17 protein-coding genes are annotated in these 17513 nt (G+C 63.3%); 12 read left to right on the top strand and 5 right to left on the bottom strand.

Annotated features, from left to right (window positions below; translation table 11 throughout):
* Positions 1 to 41 precede the first annotated feature (41 nt).
* Together SMD31_RS05845 and SMD31_RS05840 are read left to right on the top strand one after the other, a co-directional pair.
* Positions 42 to 608 (top strand): hypothetical protein, encoded by a 567-nt coding sequence (locus SMD31_RS05845; RefSeq protein WP_320499863.1) that lies wholly within the window; start codon positions 42 to 44, stop codon positions 606 to 608.
* A gap of 133 nt (positions 609 to 741) precedes the next feature.
* Positions 742 to 1671, top strand: a complete 930-nt coding sequence (locus SMD31_RS05840; RefSeq protein ID WP_320499862.1) for a calcium-binding protein — start codon at positions 742 to 744, stop codon at positions 1669 to 1671.
* 18 nt (positions 1672 to 1689) lie between these two features.
* On the opposite strand, the gene SMD31_RS05835 is transcribed toward SMD31_RS05840, so the two are convergent.
* Entirely contained in the window at positions 1690 to 2391 is a 702-nt protein-coding gene (locus SMD31_RS05835) for a queuosine precursor transporter (protein WP_320499861.1), read from the bottom strand.
* A 114-nt stretch (positions 2392 to 2505) separates the two neighbouring features.
* On the opposite strand from SMD31_RS05835, the gene queA reads away from it, so the two are divergent.
* The 5 genes from queA (at position 2506) to SMD31_RS05810 (ending at position 7714) form a co-directional block, all read left to right on the top strand.
* A complete protein-coding gene (gene queA / locus SMD31_RS05830) occupies positions 2506 to 3546 on the top strand; it encodes a tRNA preQ1(34) S-adenosylmethionine ribosyltransferase-isomerase QueA (RefSeq protein WP_320499860.1) in 1041 nt (346 codons plus the stop codon).
* Positions 3543 to 4664: a tRNA guanosine(34) transglycosylase Tgt gene (gene tgt, locus SMD31_RS05825; protein ID WP_320499859.1), complete on the top strand. Its 1122-nt coding sequence runs from the start codon at positions 3543 to 3545 to the stop codon at positions 4662 to 4664. Before queA ends, tgt begins: the two co-directional genes overlap by 4 nt.
* Positions 4665 to 4678: 14 nt before the next feature.
* On the top strand, positions 4679 to 5146 hold the full coding sequence (gene queF, locus SMD31_RS05820; protein WP_320499858.1) for a preQ(1) synthase: 468 nt from the start codon (positions 4679 to 4681) through the stop codon (positions 5144 to 5146).
* A gap of 3 nt (positions 5147 to 5149) precedes the next feature.
* Positions 5150 to 6283, top strand: a complete 1134-nt coding sequence (queG, locus tag SMD31_RS05815) for a tRNA epoxyqueuosine(34) reductase QueG (RefSeq protein ID WP_320499857.1) — start codon at positions 5150 to 5152, stop codon at positions 6281 to 6283.
* Positions 6284 to 6463: 180 nt separating this feature from the next.
* Complete coding sequence (locus SMD31_RS05810; RefSeq protein WP_320499856.1) at positions 6464 to 7714, top strand: cyclopropane-fatty-acyl-phospholipid synthase family protein; 1251 nt, start codon at positions 6464 to 6466, stop codon at positions 7712 to 7714.
* A 3-nt stretch (positions 7715 to 7717) separates the two neighbouring features.
* On the opposite strand, the gene SMD31_RS05805 is transcribed toward SMD31_RS05810, so the two are convergent.
* The 3 genes from SMD31_RS05805 to SMD31_RS05795 all read right to left on the bottom strand — a co-directional run bounded on the left by SMD31_RS05805 (position 7718) and on the right by SMD31_RS05795 (position 11374).
* Complete coding sequence (locus tag SMD31_RS05805; RefSeq protein WP_320499855.1) at positions 7718 to 9019, bottom strand: GAF domain-containing sensor histidine kinase; 1302 nt, start codon at positions 9017 to 9019, stop codon at positions 7718 to 7720.
* 256 nt (positions 9020 to 9275) lie between these two features.
* Complete coding sequence (locus SMD31_RS05800; RefSeq protein WP_320499854.1) at positions 9276 to 10631, bottom strand: ATP-binding protein; 1356 nt, start codon at positions 10629 to 10631, stop codon at positions 9276 to 9278.
* Complete coding sequence (locus tag SMD31_RS05795) at positions 10628 to 11374, bottom strand: response regulator (RefSeq protein ID WP_320499853.1); 747 nt, start codon at positions 11372 to 11374, stop codon at positions 10628 to 10630. Before SMD31_RS05795 ends, SMD31_RS05800 begins: the two co-directional genes overlap by 4 nt.
* A gap of 212 nt (positions 11375 to 11586) precedes the next feature.
* Between SMD31_RS05795 and SMD31_RS05790 the strand changes: the two genes are divergently transcribed.
* Together SMD31_RS05790 and SMD31_RS05785 are read left to right on the top strand one after the other, a co-directional pair.
* Positions 11587 to 13128 (top strand): DegQ family serine endoprotease, encoded by a 1542-nt coding sequence (locus tag SMD31_RS05790; protein WP_320499852.1) that lies wholly within the window; start codon positions 11587 to 11589, stop codon positions 13126 to 13128.
* Positions 13129 to 13382: 254 nt separating this feature from the next.
* The gene (locus SMD31_RS05785; RefSeq protein WP_320499851.1) at positions 13383 to 13751 is read left to right on the top strand and encodes a thiol-disulfide oxidoreductase DCC family protein; all 369 of its coding nucleotides are present in this window, start codon (positions 13383 to 13385) and stop codon (positions 13749 to 13751) included.
* Positions 13752 to 13817: 66 nt separating this feature from the next.
* On the opposite strand, the gene SMD31_RS05780 is transcribed toward SMD31_RS05785, so the two are convergent.
* Complete coding sequence (locus SMD31_RS05780) at positions 13818 to 14693, bottom strand: branched-chain amino acid aminotransferase (protein ID WP_320499850.1); 876 nt, start codon at positions 14691 to 14693, stop codon at positions 13818 to 13820.
* 99 nt (positions 14694 to 14792) lie between these two features.
* Here SMD31_RS05780 and SMD31_RS05775 point away from each other — a divergent pair, with 99 nt between their 5' ends.
* From SMD31_RS05775 to SMD31_RS05765, 3 genes are read left to right on the top strand one after another with little or no spacing between them, the layout of a single operon-like run.
* Positions 14793 to 15344, top strand: coding sequence for a MarR family winged helix-turn-helix transcriptional regulator (locus tag SMD31_RS05775; RefSeq protein WP_320499849.1), 552 nt, complete (start codon positions 14793 to 14795; stop codon positions 15342 to 15344).
* Positions 15345 to 15347: 3 nt separating this feature from the next.
* Positions 15348 to 16088: a response regulator gene (locus SMD31_RS05770; protein ID WP_320499848.1), complete on the top strand. Its 741-nt coding sequence runs from the start codon at positions 15348 to 15350 to the stop codon at positions 16086 to 16088.
* Between the two features lie 6 nt (positions 16089 to 16094).
* Positions 16095 to 17450, top strand: coding sequence for an ATP-binding protein (locus SMD31_RS05765; RefSeq protein WP_320499847.1), 1356 nt, complete (start codon positions 16095 to 16097; stop codon positions 17448 to 17450).
* Positions 17451 to 17513: the final 63 nt, after the last annotated feature.

The raw sequence follows: 17513 nt of genomic DNA, 5'->3' as shown, positions 1-17513 counted from the left end.
GAACCGACCGCGTCGCAGTTGGCACGAGTTGGGGGAGGGGCATGGAGATATCGCTGACCGGTGGTCGCCTGCTACTGGCCGCCACCGCGCTGTGGCTTGGCACCGCCACGGTGTGGGCCGATGACGCGCCCTCGATCGCGACGCTGGAAAAGCAGGCGACCGACGCCGTGATCGCCGGCGAATTCGGCGCCGCCGATGAGAAGATTCGCGCCGCGATTGCCCTGGCTGACAACGACACCTTCATGCGCCTCGCCTTGCTGCAGGGCCTCATCGCCACCTATATGGGCGGGGACGGGCGCAGCCTGATGGGTGCCGCAATGGCGGCACATCAGAGCAATGCCTGGCCGCGGCCCGTCATCAGTTATCTGTTGGGCGAGCGGAAGTTGCAGCAGGTGGCAGATGGCATCCGCATTTCGGGCGTGCCGATCGCGGAGAAGACACAGCGGATTTGCGAACTCTCCTTCTTTGCCGGCGCCTTCGCTGCCAGTGATGGCGAGGCCCGCTTTGCCGAGAAACTCCTTAAAAAAGCCGCGGAGACCTGCAGCAGCGACCCCACAATGACGGCGCTGACCGCGGCGGAGCAGGCAAGGCTGCCAAGCGCGCCCTGAGGGCGCCGCATCCGGTTTCAACAGTGACTGACACGGACCGCGTTGTGATGGCCATCACATGTCCTGGTGCTCCAGGTGGCGACAGAGAAGTGGGCATCCCTGGATGCCGCATTCTCTTTCGCAGGAGGCGATCATGGCGGCAGGTTCGCGGAAGCTGATCAAGCAGACGATGTACGATCTGGATATTGGCGGCACGACGACGTTTGCTGCCGGTGTCATCGACTGGGGCGAGGGTGGTGATGATCTGCTGGTCGGCGGCAATCGCACCAATGACTGGCTTTATGGCGGCGCCGGCGACGATGGCATCACCGGCAACGGCGGCAACGATACATTGATCGGTGGCGATGGCGCCGATCTCCTCCATGGCGGTTCAGGCAGCGACACGATCGTCTATGCGGGTTCGGATGAGGCCGTCTCCATCGATCTGCAAGGGCATAGCGGGGCCGGGGGCGAGGCCGAGGGCGACACCATCTGGGAGGTCGAGAACATCGTCGGCTCGGCCCATCACGACTGGCTGATGGGTGACGGGCTCGGCAACTATATCCAGGGTGGCGACGGTCACGACACCATCTATGGCCGCAGCGGGGACGATTATCTCGATGGCGGCGCCGACGATGACACGTTGCAGGGCGATGCCGGCAACGACACGCTATGGGGCGGTGATGGGGCCGACACCATGCGCGGCGGCAGCGGTGACGACACGCTCTATGGCGGCGCCGGCGACGATAGGATCTATGGCAATGACGGCGCCGACCTCATCATCGGCGGCGCCGGGTTCGATGAAATGAGCGGCGGTGGCGGCGCTGACACCTTCGTATTCCACGGCGATGCCCTCGACGGTCTCGACATCATCACCGATTTCAATCCGGCGGAGGACATCTTGCGTCTCGTCGGCGTGAGCGGCCCCGACGATTGGCAGGACGCGCTGGTTCACACCGACCAGGACGGCTTCGTCGTCATCACCTTCCCCGGCAGCAGTGTCACCTTGGAAGGTACCAATCTTGGCCAGGTCGGCACGCTGGCCGAACTCGATGCGCTGATCAATATCGAATACGCACCCTGAGCGATGCGTCGCGCAAGATCAGTCGCGGACGGCGAATGGAGAGAAGCGGGTTTGGGTGTCGTAGACGTCGATGCCCTCGGCGCGCTTCAGCTTCCCCACGATGAGATAGGTGAAGGGTGTGGCCAGCGTCTCGTAGCCGACCTTGAAGAGCCACTGGTTGAGGATGACGGCATAGAGCAATTCGCTCGGCCAATCGCCATAGAAGGCGATGGTGAGGAAGATCGCCGTGTCGCACCCTTGCCCGAAGAGCGTCGAGCCGATGGTGCGGGCCCAGAGGAAGCGACCCTTGGTCCAGACCTTCATCTTGGCAAGGATGTAGGAGTTGACGAACTCGCCCACCAGATAGGCGGCGAAGGAGGCGGCGAGGATGCGTGACTGTGACCCCAGGATCGCGTCATAGGCCGATTGGTCGGTCCAGCTGGGATCGGCGGGGAGCGCCTGGCCAAGCGTGATGGCGGCCACGGCAAAGAGGTTGCAGCCAAAGCCGACCCAGATCGCGCGGCGCGCCCGGGCATAGCCATAGACCTCGGTCAGTACGTCACCGAGGATATAGGTGATGGGGAAGATGAGGTCTGCCGCCTGCAGCGAATAGCCGGCGATATTGATCGCCTTCACGGCGATCACATTCGAGATGATGAGGTCGGTCACGAACAGGGCGACCACGACGACGAACAGGGTCGAGTGGCGGTTGGAGAGCGCGCCGGGCGCGGTTGCGGTCATCACGCGGGTCTTTCAAAAAAGGCTGGATTTTCCGGGGTTATAGCGCCGGCTGGCCCCAGGGCCAAGCGGCGATTTTGGTGGCGGGCGGGGCGCTCGCTGGCTAAAAACCGGCCCATGCGCCTCTCCGATTTCGACTTCGACCTGCCCCCTGACCGCATCGCCCTCCATCCCCTGGAGCCGCGCGAGGCGGCGCGGTTGCTTCATGTCCAAGAGGGCGGGTTTTCCGACAGGATCGTGCGCGATCTCCCCGATCTGCTTAGGGAAGGTGACGTTTTGGTCTCGAACGACACCAAGGTCATCCCGGCTCAGCTGGAGGGCAGGCGCGGCGAAGCGCGGATCGAGGTGACCTTGCTCACCCAAATTCCGGGAGAAAACACGGTTAACTGGTGGGCCTTCGCCCGGCCGGGCAAGAAATTGCGGCTGGGTGAGCGCGTCGAATTCGCGCCCGATTTTGCAGCGACTGTGCGGGAAAAGGCCGATGACGGCCAAATCCGCCTCGATTTCGGCATGGATGAGCCGACCTTCCGCGCCGGCCTGGCCCGCCATGGCTGGATGCCGCTGCCCCCCTATATCCGCAAATCCCGCGCCGTCGAGCGGCGGGATGACACCGATTATCAGACCATCTTCGCCACACGCGAAGGGGCCGTCGCGGCGCCGACGGCGGGCCTCCATTTCACCCCCGACCTGCTGGCGCGGCTCAAGGCCAAGGGGGTCGAGCAGCAGCGGGTGACGCTCCATGTCGGGGCCGGGACCTTCCTGCCGGTCAAGGTCGACGATGTATCCCAGCACAAGATGCATGCCGAATATGGCGAGATCGTGCCTGAGACGGCGGCTGCCATCAACCGCGCCAAGGCCGAGGGGCGTCGCGTCATTGCCATCGGCACCACATCCTTGCGGCTCCTCGAAAGTGCTGCGCAAGACGGCCGGCTTTTGCCCTTTGCCGCCTCCACGGATATCTTCATCACGCCCGGATTCAGGTTCCAGATCGCCGACATGCTCATGACCAATTTCCACCTGCCGAAATCGACCTTGTTCATGCTGGTCTGTGCCTTCGCAGGCGAGGCGCGCATGAAGGCCGCCTATGAACATGCGATTGGCAGCGGCTATCGGTTCTTCTCCTATGGCGATGCCTCATTGCTGGAGCGCGCATCATGAGCGGCAAGTTCGACCTCATCACCACCGACGGCAAGGCACGGCGCGGGCGCATCCACACGGCGCACGGCATCGTCAACACGCCGGCCTTCATGCCGGTCGGCACCGCCGGCACGGTCAAGGCGATGCTGCCGGAATCGGTGAAGGCGACGGGCGCCGAGATCGTGCTCGGCAACACCTATCATCTGATGCTGCGCCCGGGGGCCGAGCGCGTGGCCTCATTCGGTGGCTTGCATAAATTCATGAACTGGCCGGGGCCGATCCTCACCGATAGCGGCGGCTTCCAGGCGATGAGCCTTTCCGACTTGCGCAAGATCAACGAGAACGGTTGCGAGTTCCGCTCGCATATCGACGGCTCGAAGCACATGCTGACACCCGAGCGCTCGATCGAGATCCAGGATCTCCTCGATTCCAACATCACCATGGTGCTCGATGAATGCACCGCCTTTCCGGCGACACCCGATGAGGCGGCGTCCTCGATGCGCCGCTCGATGCGCTGGGCGGAACGTTGCCGCAAGGCTTTTCGCGACCGCGACGGCTATCTGCTGTTCGGCATCGTGCAGGGCGGCATCTATCCGCATTTGCGCGAGGAATCGGCGAAAGCGCTGATCGATATCGGCTTCGATGGCTACGCGATCGGTGGTTTGGCGATCGGCGAAGGCCAGCAGCAGATGTTCAGCGTGCTGGACTACACCCCCGATTTCCTGCCCGCAGATCGCCCGCGCTATTTGATGGGTGTGGGCAAGCCCAGCGATCTGGTGGGATCGGTCGCGCGTGGCATCGATATGTTCGATTGCGTGATGCCGACGCGCTCCGGCCGCACCGGCCTCGCCCACACGCGCTATGGCGATCTCAACATGCGCAATGCGCGGCATGCGACCGATGACCGGCCGATCGATCCTTTGTGCACGTGTCCTGCCTGCACATCCTATGTGCGCGGCTATATTCACCACCTGATGAAGACCAAGGAGATCCTGGGCGCGATGCTGCTCACCTGGCACAATCTCCATTACTATCAGGAACTGATGCAGGGAATGCGGCACGCCATCGAACAAGGCGGTCTTGCCGCCTTCACCGATGACTTCCATCGCCAACAGGCGCTGGGCGATATCCCGAACTGAAGGAGGCCTTCAAGATGGCCAAGAAAGCAGCTTATGCCGATTTGACGCAGCTCGGCGCCAAGGTCGAGACGGCGGCCTCGCCCGAGCTCGCGGTGCTGGAGCGGGTGCCCAATCCGCATCCGGGCACCATCTATGTCGCGCGCTATACGGCGCCGGAATTCACCTGCCTCTGCCCCGTGACCGGCCAGCCGGATTTTGCGCATCTCGTCATCGACTATGTGCCGGACAAGTGGCTGGTTGAATCGAAATCGCTGAAGCTCTATCTGACCGCGTTCCGCAACCACGGCGGTTTCCACGAAGGCACCACCATCGATATCGCCAAGAAGTTCATCCGTGTCGCCAAGCCCAAATGGCTGCGCATCGGCGGCTATTGGTATCCGCGGGGTGGCATTCCCATCGACGTCTTCTTCGAACACGGCAAGCGCCCCAAGGATTTCGTCATCCCCGACCAGGCCGTGCCGCCATACCGGGGCCGTGGATAAGAGATGAATGCGGCGGACATCAAAGCCGCCATTCGCGCGCAGGCGTTGGCGGCGGGATTCGATGCCGTTGGTTTTGCGCCGGCGCAGCTTGCACCCGAGGCCAAGGGGCGACTGCAGGAATTTCTGAACGCCGGCCGCCATGGCGACATGGGCTGGATGGTGGAGAAGGCCGATCGCCGCGGTGATCCGCAGACCCTGTGGCCGGCGGCGCGGAGCGTTGTCGTCCTCGGCCTCAATTATGGGCCCGATCAGGATCCGCTCAGCATCCTCGCGGCACGCGACCGGGCGGCGATCTCGGTCTATGCGCGCCATCGCGATTACCATGACGTGGTGAAGAAGCGCCTGAAACAATTGGGGCGCTGGATTGCCGCGACCTATGGCTGCGAGATCAAGGTCTTTGTCGATACGGCGCCGGTGATGGAGAAACCTCTCGCCGCGCAAGGTGGCATCGGCTGGCAGGGGAAGCATACCAATCTGGTTTCTCGCGCTTTCGGCTCGTGGCTGTTCCTCGGCGAAATCTATCTGGCGCTCGATGTTGAGCCAGATGCGGCGGAAGTGGATCATTGCGGGGCGTGCCAGCGCTGTCTCGATGTCTGTCCGACCGCGGCCTTCCCGGCGCCGTATCAGCTCGACGCGCGGCGCTGCATTTCCTATCTCACCATCGAGCATGCGGGGCCGATCCCGCTTGAGTTTCGGCCGCTGATGGGAAACCGCATTTATGGCTGCGACGATTGCCTCAGCGTCTGTCCGTGGAACAAGTTCGCGCAGGCAACGCCGCACGCGCCGCTCGTCGCCCGCGAGGATCTGACGGCACCACGCCTTGCGGCCCTTGCAGCGTTGGACGATGCTGCCTTTCGCGCCTTGTTCTCCGGCTCGCCGGTGAAGCGGATCGGCCGCGACCGCTTCCTGCGCAACGTCCTCATCGCCATCGGCAACAGCGCTGCTGCGGAACTTTTGCCAGCCATTGAGGTTCTGCTGTCAGATCCGGCGCCCATCGTCCGCGGGGCCGCGGTCTGGGCGCTCTCGCGTCTCGACCCGGGCAATTTCGCGGCCCGTCAAATACTTGCCTTGCGCGAAGAATTCCATCCTGACGTGCGGTCAGAATGGACCGCCGGGATACCCATTTCTACATTGTAGTTTTTCCAGGATACCGCCGATCCTTTTGTTGCAGCGCAATCATTCGCGGCCAGCGTTGTCCAATTAGGAAGCTGGTATGCGCGCGCTGCAATTGACGGCCCAGAGAAACCTTACCTATTCTTAACCAAGATGACAGTGCCGGTCGCGGGATGGGTACCGGCATAACCAAGGGGGTGGGCGATGCTTTTTGCCAGACTCTTGCAGGCCGGGATCCGACAGGGACATATCGCGGTCATCGATCATCAGGGCAGGCGCCAGGATTTCGGCAGCGGTGCGCCCTCCGTCACCTTGCGTCTGCACGATCCGGCCTTGAACTGGAGCCTGGGCCTCAGCCCGTGGCTCAAGGTCGGCGAAGCTTACATGGACGGCCGCCTGACGATCGAGGATGGGTCGCTCTACGACTTCATCGACATCGCCATGCGCAACACCGAGGGGCTGAGCAGCCTGCAGTCGCAGAAGGTGTTCAAGGTCATCAATCGCTGCTTACGCTGGTGGCATCAGCGCAATCCAGTCGGTGCGGCACAGCAGCATGTTGCCCATCATTATGATCTCAGCCGCAAGCTGTTCGAGCTCTTCCTTGACGACAGCATGCAGTATTCCTGCGCCTATTTTGCCACGCCAACGCTGACATTGGCGGAAGCACAGCAGGCCAAGATGCGCCACATCGCGTCGAAATTGATCCTGCAGCCGGGCCAAAAGCTGCTCGATATCGGCTGTGGCTGGGGCGGGCTTGGCATCTATCTTGCCAAGACGGCCGGCGTCCATGTGACGGGTGTGACACTCTCGAAGGAGCAACATGAAATCGCCTGCGCCCGTGTGAAGGCCGCCGGCCTCGAGGGCCAGGTCGACTTCAAACTGCAGGACTATCGACTGGAACCGGGGCGGTTCGACCGCATCGTCTCGGTCGGCATGTTCGAGCATGTGGGTCTCAAGCACTTCCCGGAATTCTTCGCCAAGATTGAGGAATTGCTGGTGCCGGGCGGTGTCGCCCTTTTACACGCGATCGGCCGGCGCGATGGGCCGGGTCATACAAACCCCTGGTTGAGAAAGTATATTTTCCCAGGGGGGTATTCGCCGGCGCTATCTGAAGTCCTGCCGGTGGTCGAGGAGACGGGGCTGTGGGTGACCGATATCGAGATCCTGCGCCTCCATTATGCCGAGACGCTGAAGCATTGGCGGGCGAATTTCGAACAGAACCGAGCTGCCATCCAAGCGCTTTACGACGAGCGTTTCTGCCGCATGTGGGAGTTCTATCTGGTGGGCAGCGAATTGTCGTTCCGCCACGATTACAACATGGTGTTCCAGATGCAGCTGTCGCGCGGCATCGCGGCGGTGCCGATCACGCGCGACTACATGTTCGACTGGGAGCGCGCCGAAGCGGCACGGCCGAAGACCAAGATGATCTGGAGCAACGGCCAGGCCGCCGAGTGAGCGTCAACCGGGGCTGTGCGCCCCGGCGCGCAGCACGGCATTCTCCGGCAGGCTGATGGTGATGCGCGTGCCCTGGCCCACTTCGCTTGTCACATCCAGCGAACCATTGTGGCCCTGGATCAGCTTGCGGCTGATATAGAGCCCCAGGCCGCTGCCGCCATATTTGCGGCTATAAGCGGCTTCGCCCGAGCGGAAGGGTTGGCCGAGATCGCGCATGATTTCCGGCGGGATGCCGGGGCCGGTATCGGTGACGGTGAGACGCAGACCCGGGCCTGTGCAATCGGCGGCAATATCGATGCGGCCATCGGCCGGTGTGAACTTTGCCGCATTGCCGACGATGTTGAGGATGACCTGGCGGAAGCTGCGCGTGTCGACCAGCAGGTCGGGGCATTCCGGCCCGATGTTGATATAGATCGGGGCCGCGTCGGGAAAGGCGTGGCGCACCAGATCGATCTGCTCGGCCAGATTGCTGCCGAGATGGAAACGCTGGCGGTTGAGCTTGGCGGTCCCAGACTCGATGCGGCCGACATCGAGCAGATCGTTGATCAGTTCCAGCAGCTGTCGCCCGCTGCGATGAATGTCGCGGGCATATTCGCGCGTCTTTTCCGGATCCAGCAGCAGGCGATCGATTGCTTCGGAAAAGCCCAAGATGGCATTCAACGGCGTGCGCAGCTCATGGCTCATATTGGCCAGGAATTCCGACTTCGCCCGGCTTCCCGCTTCGGCCTTTTCCTTTTCGGCGATCAAGGCTTCGTCGAGCAGCTTGCGCTGGATGGCGATGGCGGCGGAGGCGGCGAGGCGCCAGGCGATGTCGAGTTCGCGCTGGCTCGGGCGATAGGTTGTGCGGTGATAGGTGGCAAAGGTGCCAAGGACCGCGCCGCCTTTCGACTTCAGCGGGATCGACCAGCAGGCGCGCAGGCCATGCGGCATCGCAATCTGCTTGTAATCAGCCCAGAGTGGGTCGGTCTCGATATCTTCGACCACCACCATCTCGCCGGTATAGGCCGCGGTCCCGCAGGAGCCGACGGCGGGCCCGATGGGGGCGCCGTCGATCGCCGCCGAATATTCCGTGGGCAGATGCGGGGCCGCGCCATGGACCAGATGTTTGCCGTCGGGTGAAAGCAGCAGGACAGAACAGAGTGCCTCGCTCAGCACACTTTCCAGCGCACGGCAGGCGAGGTCCAGGATATCGCACAGGGGCACGTCTTCAACGATCGCCCGCAGGATGCGCTGTTCGGCGTCCTTCAGCGTTTCTTCCTGCCTGCGTTCCGCCATCAGCTCGATGAGCTCGGTACTCGACGCCATGCCCTGCCGCCCCATTACGCTGTCACGCCGCCGCCAGCCCCAGTCTGGAGCCTGCACCGGTTGAACATTCTTTATTTTTGACGGTTCTGGTCTTGTGACAGCTTCAACATCACGCGGGGTTTGTTAGCTAATCCCGCATCTGTCTCGCTATTCTCTGGTTGCAGAACTCACTAAAGCAAGTCGCCCCAATCAACAAGCTTGCTGAATGGTGAATAAATCATAAATCACACGTTTTTCGTGTTAACGAACACGGATATCAAGCTGGTAACAAAACGCGGGCGGTCAGGCCGGCAATGGTGCCGTCGGGCGCCATACGATTGTGTAAGTCGATCTCCCCGCCTTGGGCGAGGACGGCGCTGCGGGCAATGGCAAGACCCAGACCCGTGCCGCCGGAATCGCGGTTGCGGGACCCTTCGATGCGATAGAAGGGACGGAAGACCCGGTCCATCTCAGCCGCAGGAATGCCGGGGCCGCGATCATCGATGCGGATTTCGAACCGGGGGTGGCCGTCGGCATCCTGCCCACGTGCAAGGTTCACTGTGGCGTCGCTGCCGTATTTGACGGCGTTATCGATGAGATTGGCGACCGCCCGTTTCAGGGCCAAGGGTTGTGCCACGACCTCCCAGGGGCCGGTGCCGGCGATGCCCAGGCGCATGGCCGGCTGATGTTCGCCGGCCTCCTTCACAAGCGCGCGCAGATCGATGCTGCGGGCAGGCTCGGGGTTTCCCTCTTCGCGGGCGAAAGCGAGGGTGGAGCCGATCATCGCCTCCATCTCGTCGAGGTCTTTGAGGAGCTTGCCCCGCATCTCCTCGTCATCCATCAGCTCGGCGCGCAAGCGCAGCCGCGTGATGGGTGTTTTAAGATCGTGCGAGATCGCGGCAATCATCTGCAGCCGGTCTTCGATGAGGCGGCTGATGCGGGCCTGCATCTTGTTGAAGGCGCTGGCGGCGCGGCGCACCTCGCCGACGCCGGATTCCGGCAGCGGCTGCGTGGTACCCGATCGACCGAGCGATTCGGCAGCGCGGGTGAGCCGCTCCAATGGCCGCATCAGGCGTAGCAGCGCATAGAGGCAAAGACCCAGGACGGCGACGACCGATCCCGCGGTAAGGCCCAGGAACTGGGGCGACGCCCATGGGAGGCTCGCCACCATCAGGAATTCGAAATTGAGCCACGAGCCATCGAAAAGGCCGATGGCCACCCGCATGGGAACCAGGTCATTGGCCCGTTCCTTCTCGCCGGGCTGGCCGGTGCCGACGCGGATCTCGCGCCAATTGACGCCTTTGAGGCGATCGGCGATGGCGGCGGCGAGCGGTGCCAGTTCGCGCGGCGCCTCGGTGGTAGCCACCAGCGGACGATTGGACATGCGCACATCGAGCGACGGACCGCTCATCGCCTCGGCGACGCCGTGCCGCAAGGGTGGCGATGTGTGATCAAGGAACACGGCCAAGGCGGCGATGCGCTCGGCCGCGCGCTGGTCTTCGAGACGGAGCAGAACCTCGTTGCGGTTGAGGTTGTGGAGCAGAACCGTGACGGCCTGGCTCGCCAGCACGCCGGTGAAGAGGATCAGCAGCAGCCAGGCGAGGATGCTGTCGGGGATGAGGCGGCGGCTCATGGCCTGCCGGTTTCGCGCGTGACCTTGGCAGCGAACATGTAGCCGCCACCGCGCACGGTGGTGATAAAGCGGGGTTGCGTCGGGTCGCTTTCGATCTTGCGCCGCAAGCGCCCGACCTGCACGTCGATGCTGCGGTCGAAAGGCTGGGCCGTGCGACCCTTGGTGAGGTCCAGGAGTTGATCGCGTGAGAGGACGCGTTGCGGCCGTTCGGCGAGCGCCACCAACAGATCGAATTCACCGGTCGACAGCTCGACTTCGCCGGCGGGGCCATTGACGCGACGGCCGGAAAGATCGATGCGCCAATCCTCAAAGACCAGGAGTTGCACCGGCTCACCTTCGCCCGCCGGTGCCTCATACCCACCACGCCGCAGCACGGCGCGGATGCGGGCCAGCAATTCGCGCGGGGAGAAGGGCTTGGGCAGGTAATCGTCGGCGCCCATTTCCAGGCCGATGATGCGGTCGGTCTCCTCGCCGGCGGCGGTCAGCATGATGACGGGCAGGCGTGACAGCGCCGTGTTGCGGTCGGCGCGAAGCTGGGCACAGAGCTGCAGCCCGGTTTCGCCGGGCATCATGACATCGAGCACCAGCAGGTCGATCTTGGCATCCGCGAGGACCCGGCGCATGTCGCGCCCATCGGCGGCCTGGCTGCAGCGGAAGCCATGCTTTTCCAGAAAGCGCGACAGCAGATCGCGGATTTCGCGGTCGTCGTCCGTAATGAGGATGTGAGGCGTTTTTTCGCTCATGGATGAGATTTATCCGCGGATTCCGGCGGGCGCCAGCCTATTTGGTAACATCTTGTAACAACTGGCGCCCTGGTCGCAAAGCGTTGCCAAATAGCATGCCGGCCGACATGGCGCTGTGACAGGGCAAGAACAATATCCTCTCCAACGCGGCCTTCCCCAGAAACACCATCGGGGGCCCGAGAATGGAGATAGAAATGACCGAGAGAGTTTCCGTGAGCGCGTCCCCCGCGCCCGAAAGCAGCCGCAGCCGGTTATTCGTGACGGTCGGCCGCGCGGCCCTGTTCATGGGGGCGCTGGCCTTCGTGCCGCCCGCCCTGAGCCTTGCCCATGTGGCCGAAGCGAAGGCCGATCAGAATCTGACCAATTCGGGCGTTGCCGACCAGACACGCCCGGCGAGCTTTGCCGATCTTGCCGCCAAGGTGACGCCGGCGGTGGTCAACATCTCGTCCTCGCGCAAAGTCGCCGAGAGCGATGGCGCCGAGATGCCGTTCAACTTCCCCAAGGGCTCGCCCTTCGAAGACCTGTTCAAGCAGTTCGAGGAACAGCAGGGCGGCGGCCACAAGCAGATGCATAAGGCGATGTCGCTGGGGTCGGGCTTCATTATCGATCCGGCCGGCTACATCGTCACCAACAACCATGTGATCGAGGATTCGACCGACATCACGGCGACATTGCCGGACGGGACCGAATATCCGGCCAAGCTGATCGGCACCGATCCGAAGACCGATCTGGCACTGCTCAAGGTCGAAGCCAAGAAGCCGCTGCCCTCGGTTCCCTGGGGCGATTCGGACAAGGCTCGTGTGGGCGATTGGGTGATGGCCGTCGGCAACCCGTTCGGCCTCGGCGGTTCGGTCACGACCGGCATCGTCTCGGCCCGCAGCCGCGACATTCATGAAGGGCCGTTCGACGACTTCCTGCAGATCGACGCCGCCATCAACCAGGGTAATTCCGGCGGCCCGACCTTCGATATGAGCGGCCATGTGGTCGGCATCAACACGGCGATCGTCTCGCCCTCGGGCGGTTCGGTCGGCATCGGTTTTGCTATCCCCAGCAACCTTGCCAAGACCGTGGTGGCCGAATTGCGCGAAAAGGGATCGATCGAACGTGGCTGGCTCGGCGTCGAGATCCAGCAGGTGACGCCGGACCTGGCGCAAGGGATCGGCCTTGATGAACCCAAGGGTGCGCTGGTCGCCAATATCGATCCCAGCTCGCCGGCGGCCAAAGCCGATCTCAAACCCGGCGACGTGGTGCTGGCCTTCAACGGCAGCAAGGTCATGGAAATGCGCGATCTGCCGCGTCTTGTCGCCAATGCCGATCCGGGGTCGAAGGCGACGCTCGACATCCTGCGCGATGGCCATGAGAAGGAGATTTCGGTCGAGATCGGCAAGCTGAAGCCGGAGAAGGTCGCCGCCAATGACAATGGCGATGACAGCGGCAATGCCGGCGACGGTTCGGAAAGCGCCGTGTTGGGTGCCAAGCTCGCGGCCCTGACACCAGAGGCACGCCAGGCGTTCAACCTGGATGACAAGACCAAGGGTGTCGTCATCGTCGACTTGACCGAGGATTCGCCGCTGGTCGATCAGGGCTTGAAGCCCGGCGATGTCATCGAGCGCATCGGCAACAGCGACGTGACGGAACCAGCCGAAATCACGCGCCTCGCTGAGGCGGCGAAGAAAAGCGACAAGCCGGTCCTGGTCATGCTGGTCAACCGCGACGGCCGCGATCACTTCATCGCCGTCAATTTGAAGGCGTAACAAGAGACACGGTTCTGACGAATTCGGAACCGAAGCACTAAAGGCCGGGCGCCGTCACCGCCCCTGTCCCCGCAGGAACTGCCTCCTGCAGCGGCGCCCGGTCAGGCCGACGTTGGTACCCCATCCCCCACCGACGTCGGCCACCCCTTTCACCTTAAGACTTCCCTGTTGTTCCTCCGACTGAACCGGGGTGCCGCTTGCGGCACCCCGTCTTTCTTTGTGCTAGGCTGCGGCCACACCCGCGGAGAAGCGATTTGGCCAAGCTCGAGGTTTATTACAACAGCGCCTGTCCGGTCTGCAGAGCCGGCATCGAGAACCAGCGCGACCGCATGGCGCGCCAGCAATCCGACGCCGCTTGGAAGGATATCGCCGCCGACAGCAACCTGGTCTGCGAGATCGGCGCCGATCTCGACACGGTTCGCCACAGCCTGCATGTACGGGATGACACGGGGACGGTTTTTGTGGGCGCCGATGCCATCGCGCGGCTGATGCTGGAAACGCCGGGGCAGGCGTGGCTGGGGCGGCTGATGATGTGGCGCCCGCTGCGCCCGGTCAGCCGCTGGCTTTACGACCGCTTTGCCGATCAGCTCTTTGCCTGGAACAAACGGCACGGCCGCTGGTAGGTCTTCCGCAAAAGAAAAACGCGGGAGATTTCTCTCCCGCGTCGGTTTCTCAGGCGAAGGCGAGGTTCAGGCCGCGCCCACTTCCTTCAGATAGTCTTCGCGCATCAGCTTGGTCATCGGGCCGGGCGTGAATTTGTAGTCGCCGATCTGGCCGACGGGCGTCACTTCGGCCGCCGAACCCACGAGGAAGACTTCGTCGGTCTTCCCCAGTTCTTCCGGCTGAATGGCACGCTCGACGACCTTGATCTGGCGGCGCTGGGCGAGCTCGATCACGGTCTGGCGGGTGAGGCCATTCAAAAAGCAATCCGGCGTCGGCGTGTGCAATTCACCGTTCTGGACCAGAAACACATTGGCGCCGGTCGCCTCGGCCAGAAGGCCGCGGTAATCCAGCATCATGGCGTCCTGGAAACCATCGCGCTCGGCCTCATGCTTCGAGATCGTGCAGATCTGGTAGAGGCCGGAGGCCTTGGCGGCGGTCGGCGCCGTGTCCGGGGCCGGGCGGCGGTACTTGGCCCATTTCAGGCGGATGCCGTTCGCCAGCAGGTTGGGCGAGAAATAGGACGGCCATTCCCAGGCGGCAATGGCCACGTGGATGGTGTTGTTCTGGGCCGAAACCCCCATCATTTCGCTGCCGCGCCAGGCGATCGCCCGGACATAGCAGTTCTTGAAGCCGGTGCGGCGCACCAGCTCGGTCTTGGCCTTTTCCAGCTCATCGACTGAAAAGGGGATCTGGTAGCCGACGATCTCGGCCGAGCGGTGCAGGCGCTCGGTGTGCTGCCGGGACTTGAACACCTTGCCGTTATAGGAGCGTTCGCCTTCGAACACGGCTGAGGCATAATGGAGGCCATGGGAGAGGACGTGCAGCTTCGCTTCGCGCCAGGGCACGAATTTGCCGTCCATCCAGAGCTCACCGTCACGGTCGTCGAAAGGCACTAAACTCATGAATTCCTCCACAGGGCTTCACATCGGGTTATAAAGGAACCCGGAATGAGCTCGTTTTAAAATATTTGGTTAGATAAGTCAACATGGCTGACATAAAAAATGCCTGATTTGAAATCAGTACCTAACCCCTTGTTCCTGCGGGACGATGAATTGCGGCAGGGAATCGAGCTGCTGTTTTTCGGCTATCGCGATTTTACCGCCCGCGCCGACCAGACCCTGGCCGCCTATGATTTTGGCCGCGCCCATCACCGCGTCATCTATTTCGTCGGCCGCAATCCCGGGATGACCGTCTCGGACCTCCTCGACATCCTGAAAATCACCAAGCAGAGCCTCAGCCGCGTTCTCTCCCAATTGGTGCGGGAGGGCTTCATCGTCCAGCGCCCTGGGACCACGGATCGGCGGCAGCGGCTGTTGAGCCTGACCGACAAAGGCGCGGAACTGGAACGGCGCCTGACCGAGGACCAGCGGGCCCTGGTTGCCCGCGCCTATAAGGCCGCCGGCGCCGAGGCGGTGGAAGGCTTCAAGAAGGTGTTGCTCGGCCTCATCAACGAGGAGGATCGCAGCCGCTTCCGCATGCAGAGTCCAGCGGGGCCTGGGGGAACGGTGCCCGGCGGCGGCACGGGTGGGACGGGTCCTGGCGGATCGCGGTGAGCCATGAGCGCCCACGCCCATATCCTGGTCGTCGATGACGACAAGCGCCTGCGCGACCTCATCGCGCGCTATCTGGGCGAACAGGGTTTTCGCGTCACCGTGGCGATCGACGCGGCGGATGCGCGCGCCAAGCTCAAGAGCATTTCCTTCGATCTCCTCGTCCTCGACATCATGATGCCGGGGGAAAGCGGCCTCGACCTCACCCGCGCGCTACGCCTGGAGAGCAGCGTGCCCATTCTGCTCCTCACCGCCATGGGCGAAGTGCAGGACCGCATCAACGGGCTGGAGACGGGAGCCGACGATTATCTCGGCAAGCCGTTCGAGCCGAAGGAACTGGTCCTGCGCATCAATGCGATCCTCAAGCGCGCGCAGCCGCGCGTGGCGCCGCCGCCGGTTGCGGCCGGCACGGTCAAATTCGGTGCCTTCGCCTTCGAACTCGAGCGCCGCCGCCTCTACAAGGGCGGCGACATCGTGCATCTAACCGAGGGCGAGAGCGAGCTCCTCACCACCCTGGCGCGCCGTGCCGGCCAGCCGGTGAGCCGCGACGAATTGCAGACAAGGGGCGTGGGGGAAGGGGACGAGTTCGGTGCCGAAGCGCCCGACGGCAATGTGGTCGAGGTCGGCGCCTCGCGCCTCATCGACGTGCAGGTCACGCGGCTTCGTCGCAAGATCGAAGACGACCCGCGTTTCCCGCGCTATCTGCAGACCGTGCGCGGCATCGGCTATGTGCTGCGGCCGGATTGAGCGCCCATGAACGCGCTTTTGCAGGATTGGCTGGTGGGGATCGAGCGGGTGCTGCCGCGCTCGCTGCTGGGGCGTTCCATCCTCATCATCGTGACGCCCATTGTCCTGCTGCAGGTGATTTCCGCCTGGGTCTTCTATGACAGCCATTGGAACACGGTCACCAAGCGCCTGGCGCAATCGGTTGCCGGCGAGATCGCTGCCGTCACACGGCTGATGCCGCGCATGGGCGACGCGCCTGACGACAACCAGGTCGCGATCCAGTCCCTGTTCCAGACCGCGCGGAACGACATGGGCCTGCAGCTCGAATTCAAGCCGGGCGAGATCCTGCCCAACGATCCCACCATCATGCGGCAGAACCTGGTCGACCGGCAGCTTGCCAAGGCGCTGGAGGATCTGGTGCAGCGCCCCTTCATCATCGACAGCCGCAGTCTTGAAAAGTACATCGAGATCCACGTGCAGCTGGCCGATGGCGTGCTGCATGTGGTGGTGTTGCGCCGACGCCTGTTCAGTTCCACCACCTATGTCTTCCTGCTGTGGATGGTCGGCACCTCGCTGGCGCTCCTCGCCGTGGCGACCTTGTTCATGCGCAACCAGGTGAAGCCGATCAAGCGCCTGGCACAGGCCGCCGACGATTTCGGTAAAGGTCGCGAGGTGCAGGATTTCCGCACCGACGGCGCCACCGAAGTGGTCCTGGCCGGCCAGGCCTTCAATCAGATGCGCAACCGCATTCGCCGCCAAATCGGCCAGCGCACCGAGATGCTGGCAGGCGTCAGCCACGATTTGCGCACGCCCCTCACGCGCATGAAGCTGCAGCTGGCCATGATGGGCGACCATCCCGAGATCGCCGATCTCAAGAAGGATGTGGCGGATATGGAGCGCATGATCGGCGCCTACCTTGCCTTTGCCCGCGGCGAAGGCATGGAGCAGCCGGCGCCCACCGACCTCGCCGAGGTCGTGGCCGATGTCGCCGGCGATGCGCGGCGTCAAGGTGCCAAGATCGATTTGAAGCTGCCGGAACGGCGTGTCGTGGTGCCGCTGCGCCGTGATGCCTTTCGCCGCGCGCTCGACAACGTCATCGGCAACGCCCATCGCTATGCCGGTGCCATCGGCGTCACCATGGCGTTGAAGCCCAGGCATGTCGAAGTGATGGTCGACGACGACGGGCCGGGCATTCCGGCAGAAGCGCGCGAAGATGTCTTCAAGCCCTTCTTCCGCCTGGAGCAATCGCGCAACCAGGAAACCGGCGGCACCGGCCTTGGCCTCACCATCGCCCGCGACATCATCCGCGGCCATGGCGGCGATCTGGTCCTTTCCGAGGCACCGGGCGGTGGCCTGCGCGCGGTCCTGCGCCTGCCGCTTTAACCGCGTGGACGTGACGGTCGTCACGCTGATTGCGCTGTCTTAGCGAAAACTTACGGTTCCTGA

The organism is Dongia rigui (assembly GCF_034044635.1).
Lineage (GTDB): Bacteria > Pseudomonadota > Alphaproteobacteria > Dongiales > Dongiaceae > Dongia > Dongia rigui.
This window is presented reverse-complemented; position numbering and strand designations above follow the sequence as displayed.

Coding starts and splice junctions, on each gene's coding strand:
- SMD31_RS05845 (WP_320499863.1), top strand. CDS start 42: ATGGAGATATCGCTGACCGGTGGTCGCCTGCTACTGGCCGCCACCGCG.
- SMD31_RS05840 (WP_320499862.1), top strand. CDS start 742: ATGGCGGCAGGTTCGCGGAAGCTGATCAAGCAGACGATGTACGATCTG.
- SMD31_RS05835 (WP_320499861.1), bottom strand. CDS start 2,391: ATGACCGCAACCGCGCCCGGCGCGCTCTCCAACCGCCACTCGACCCTG.
- queA (WP_320499860.1), top strand. CDS start 2,506: ATGCGCCTCTCCGATTTCGACTTCGACCTGCCCCCTGACCGCATCGCC.
- tgt (WP_320499859.1), top strand. CDS start 3,543: ATGAGCGGCAAGTTCGACCTCATCACCACCGACGGCAAGGCACGGCGC.
- queF (WP_320499858.1), top strand. CDS start 4,679: ATGGCCAAGAAAGCAGCTTATGCCGATTTGACGCAGCTCGGCGCCAAG.
- queG (WP_320499857.1), top strand. CDS start 5,150: ATGAATGCGGCGGACATCAAAGCCGCCATTCGCGCGCAGGCGTTGGCG.
- SMD31_RS05810 (WP_320499856.1), top strand. CDS start 6,464: ATGCTTTTTGCCAGACTCTTGCAGGCCGGGATCCGACAGGGACATATC.
- SMD31_RS05805 (WP_320499855.1), bottom strand. CDS start 9,019: ATGGCGTCGAGTACCGAGCTCATCGAGCTGATGGCGGAACGCAGGCAG.
- SMD31_RS05800 (WP_320499854.1), bottom strand. CDS start 10,631: ATGAGCCGCCGCCTCATCCCCGACAGCATCCTCGCCTGGCTGCTGCTG.
- SMD31_RS05795 (WP_320499853.1), bottom strand. CDS start 11,374: ATGAGCGAAAAAACGCCTCACATCCTCATTACGGACGACGACCGCGAA.
- SMD31_RS05780 (WP_320499850.1), bottom strand. CDS start 14,693: ATGAGTTTAGTGCCTTTCGACGACCGTGACGGTGAGCTCTGGATGGAC.
- SMD31_RS05775 (WP_320499849.1), top strand. CDS start 14,793: ATGCCTGATTTGAAATCAGTACCTAACCCCTTGTTCCTGCGGGACGAT.
- SMD31_RS05770 (WP_320499848.1), top strand. CDS start 15,348: ATGAGCGCCCACGCCCATATCCTGGTCGTCGATGACGACAAGCGCCTG.
- SMD31_RS05765 (WP_320499847.1), top strand. CDS start 16,095: ATGAACGCGCTTTTGCAGGATTGGCTGGTGGGGATCGAGCGGGTGCTG.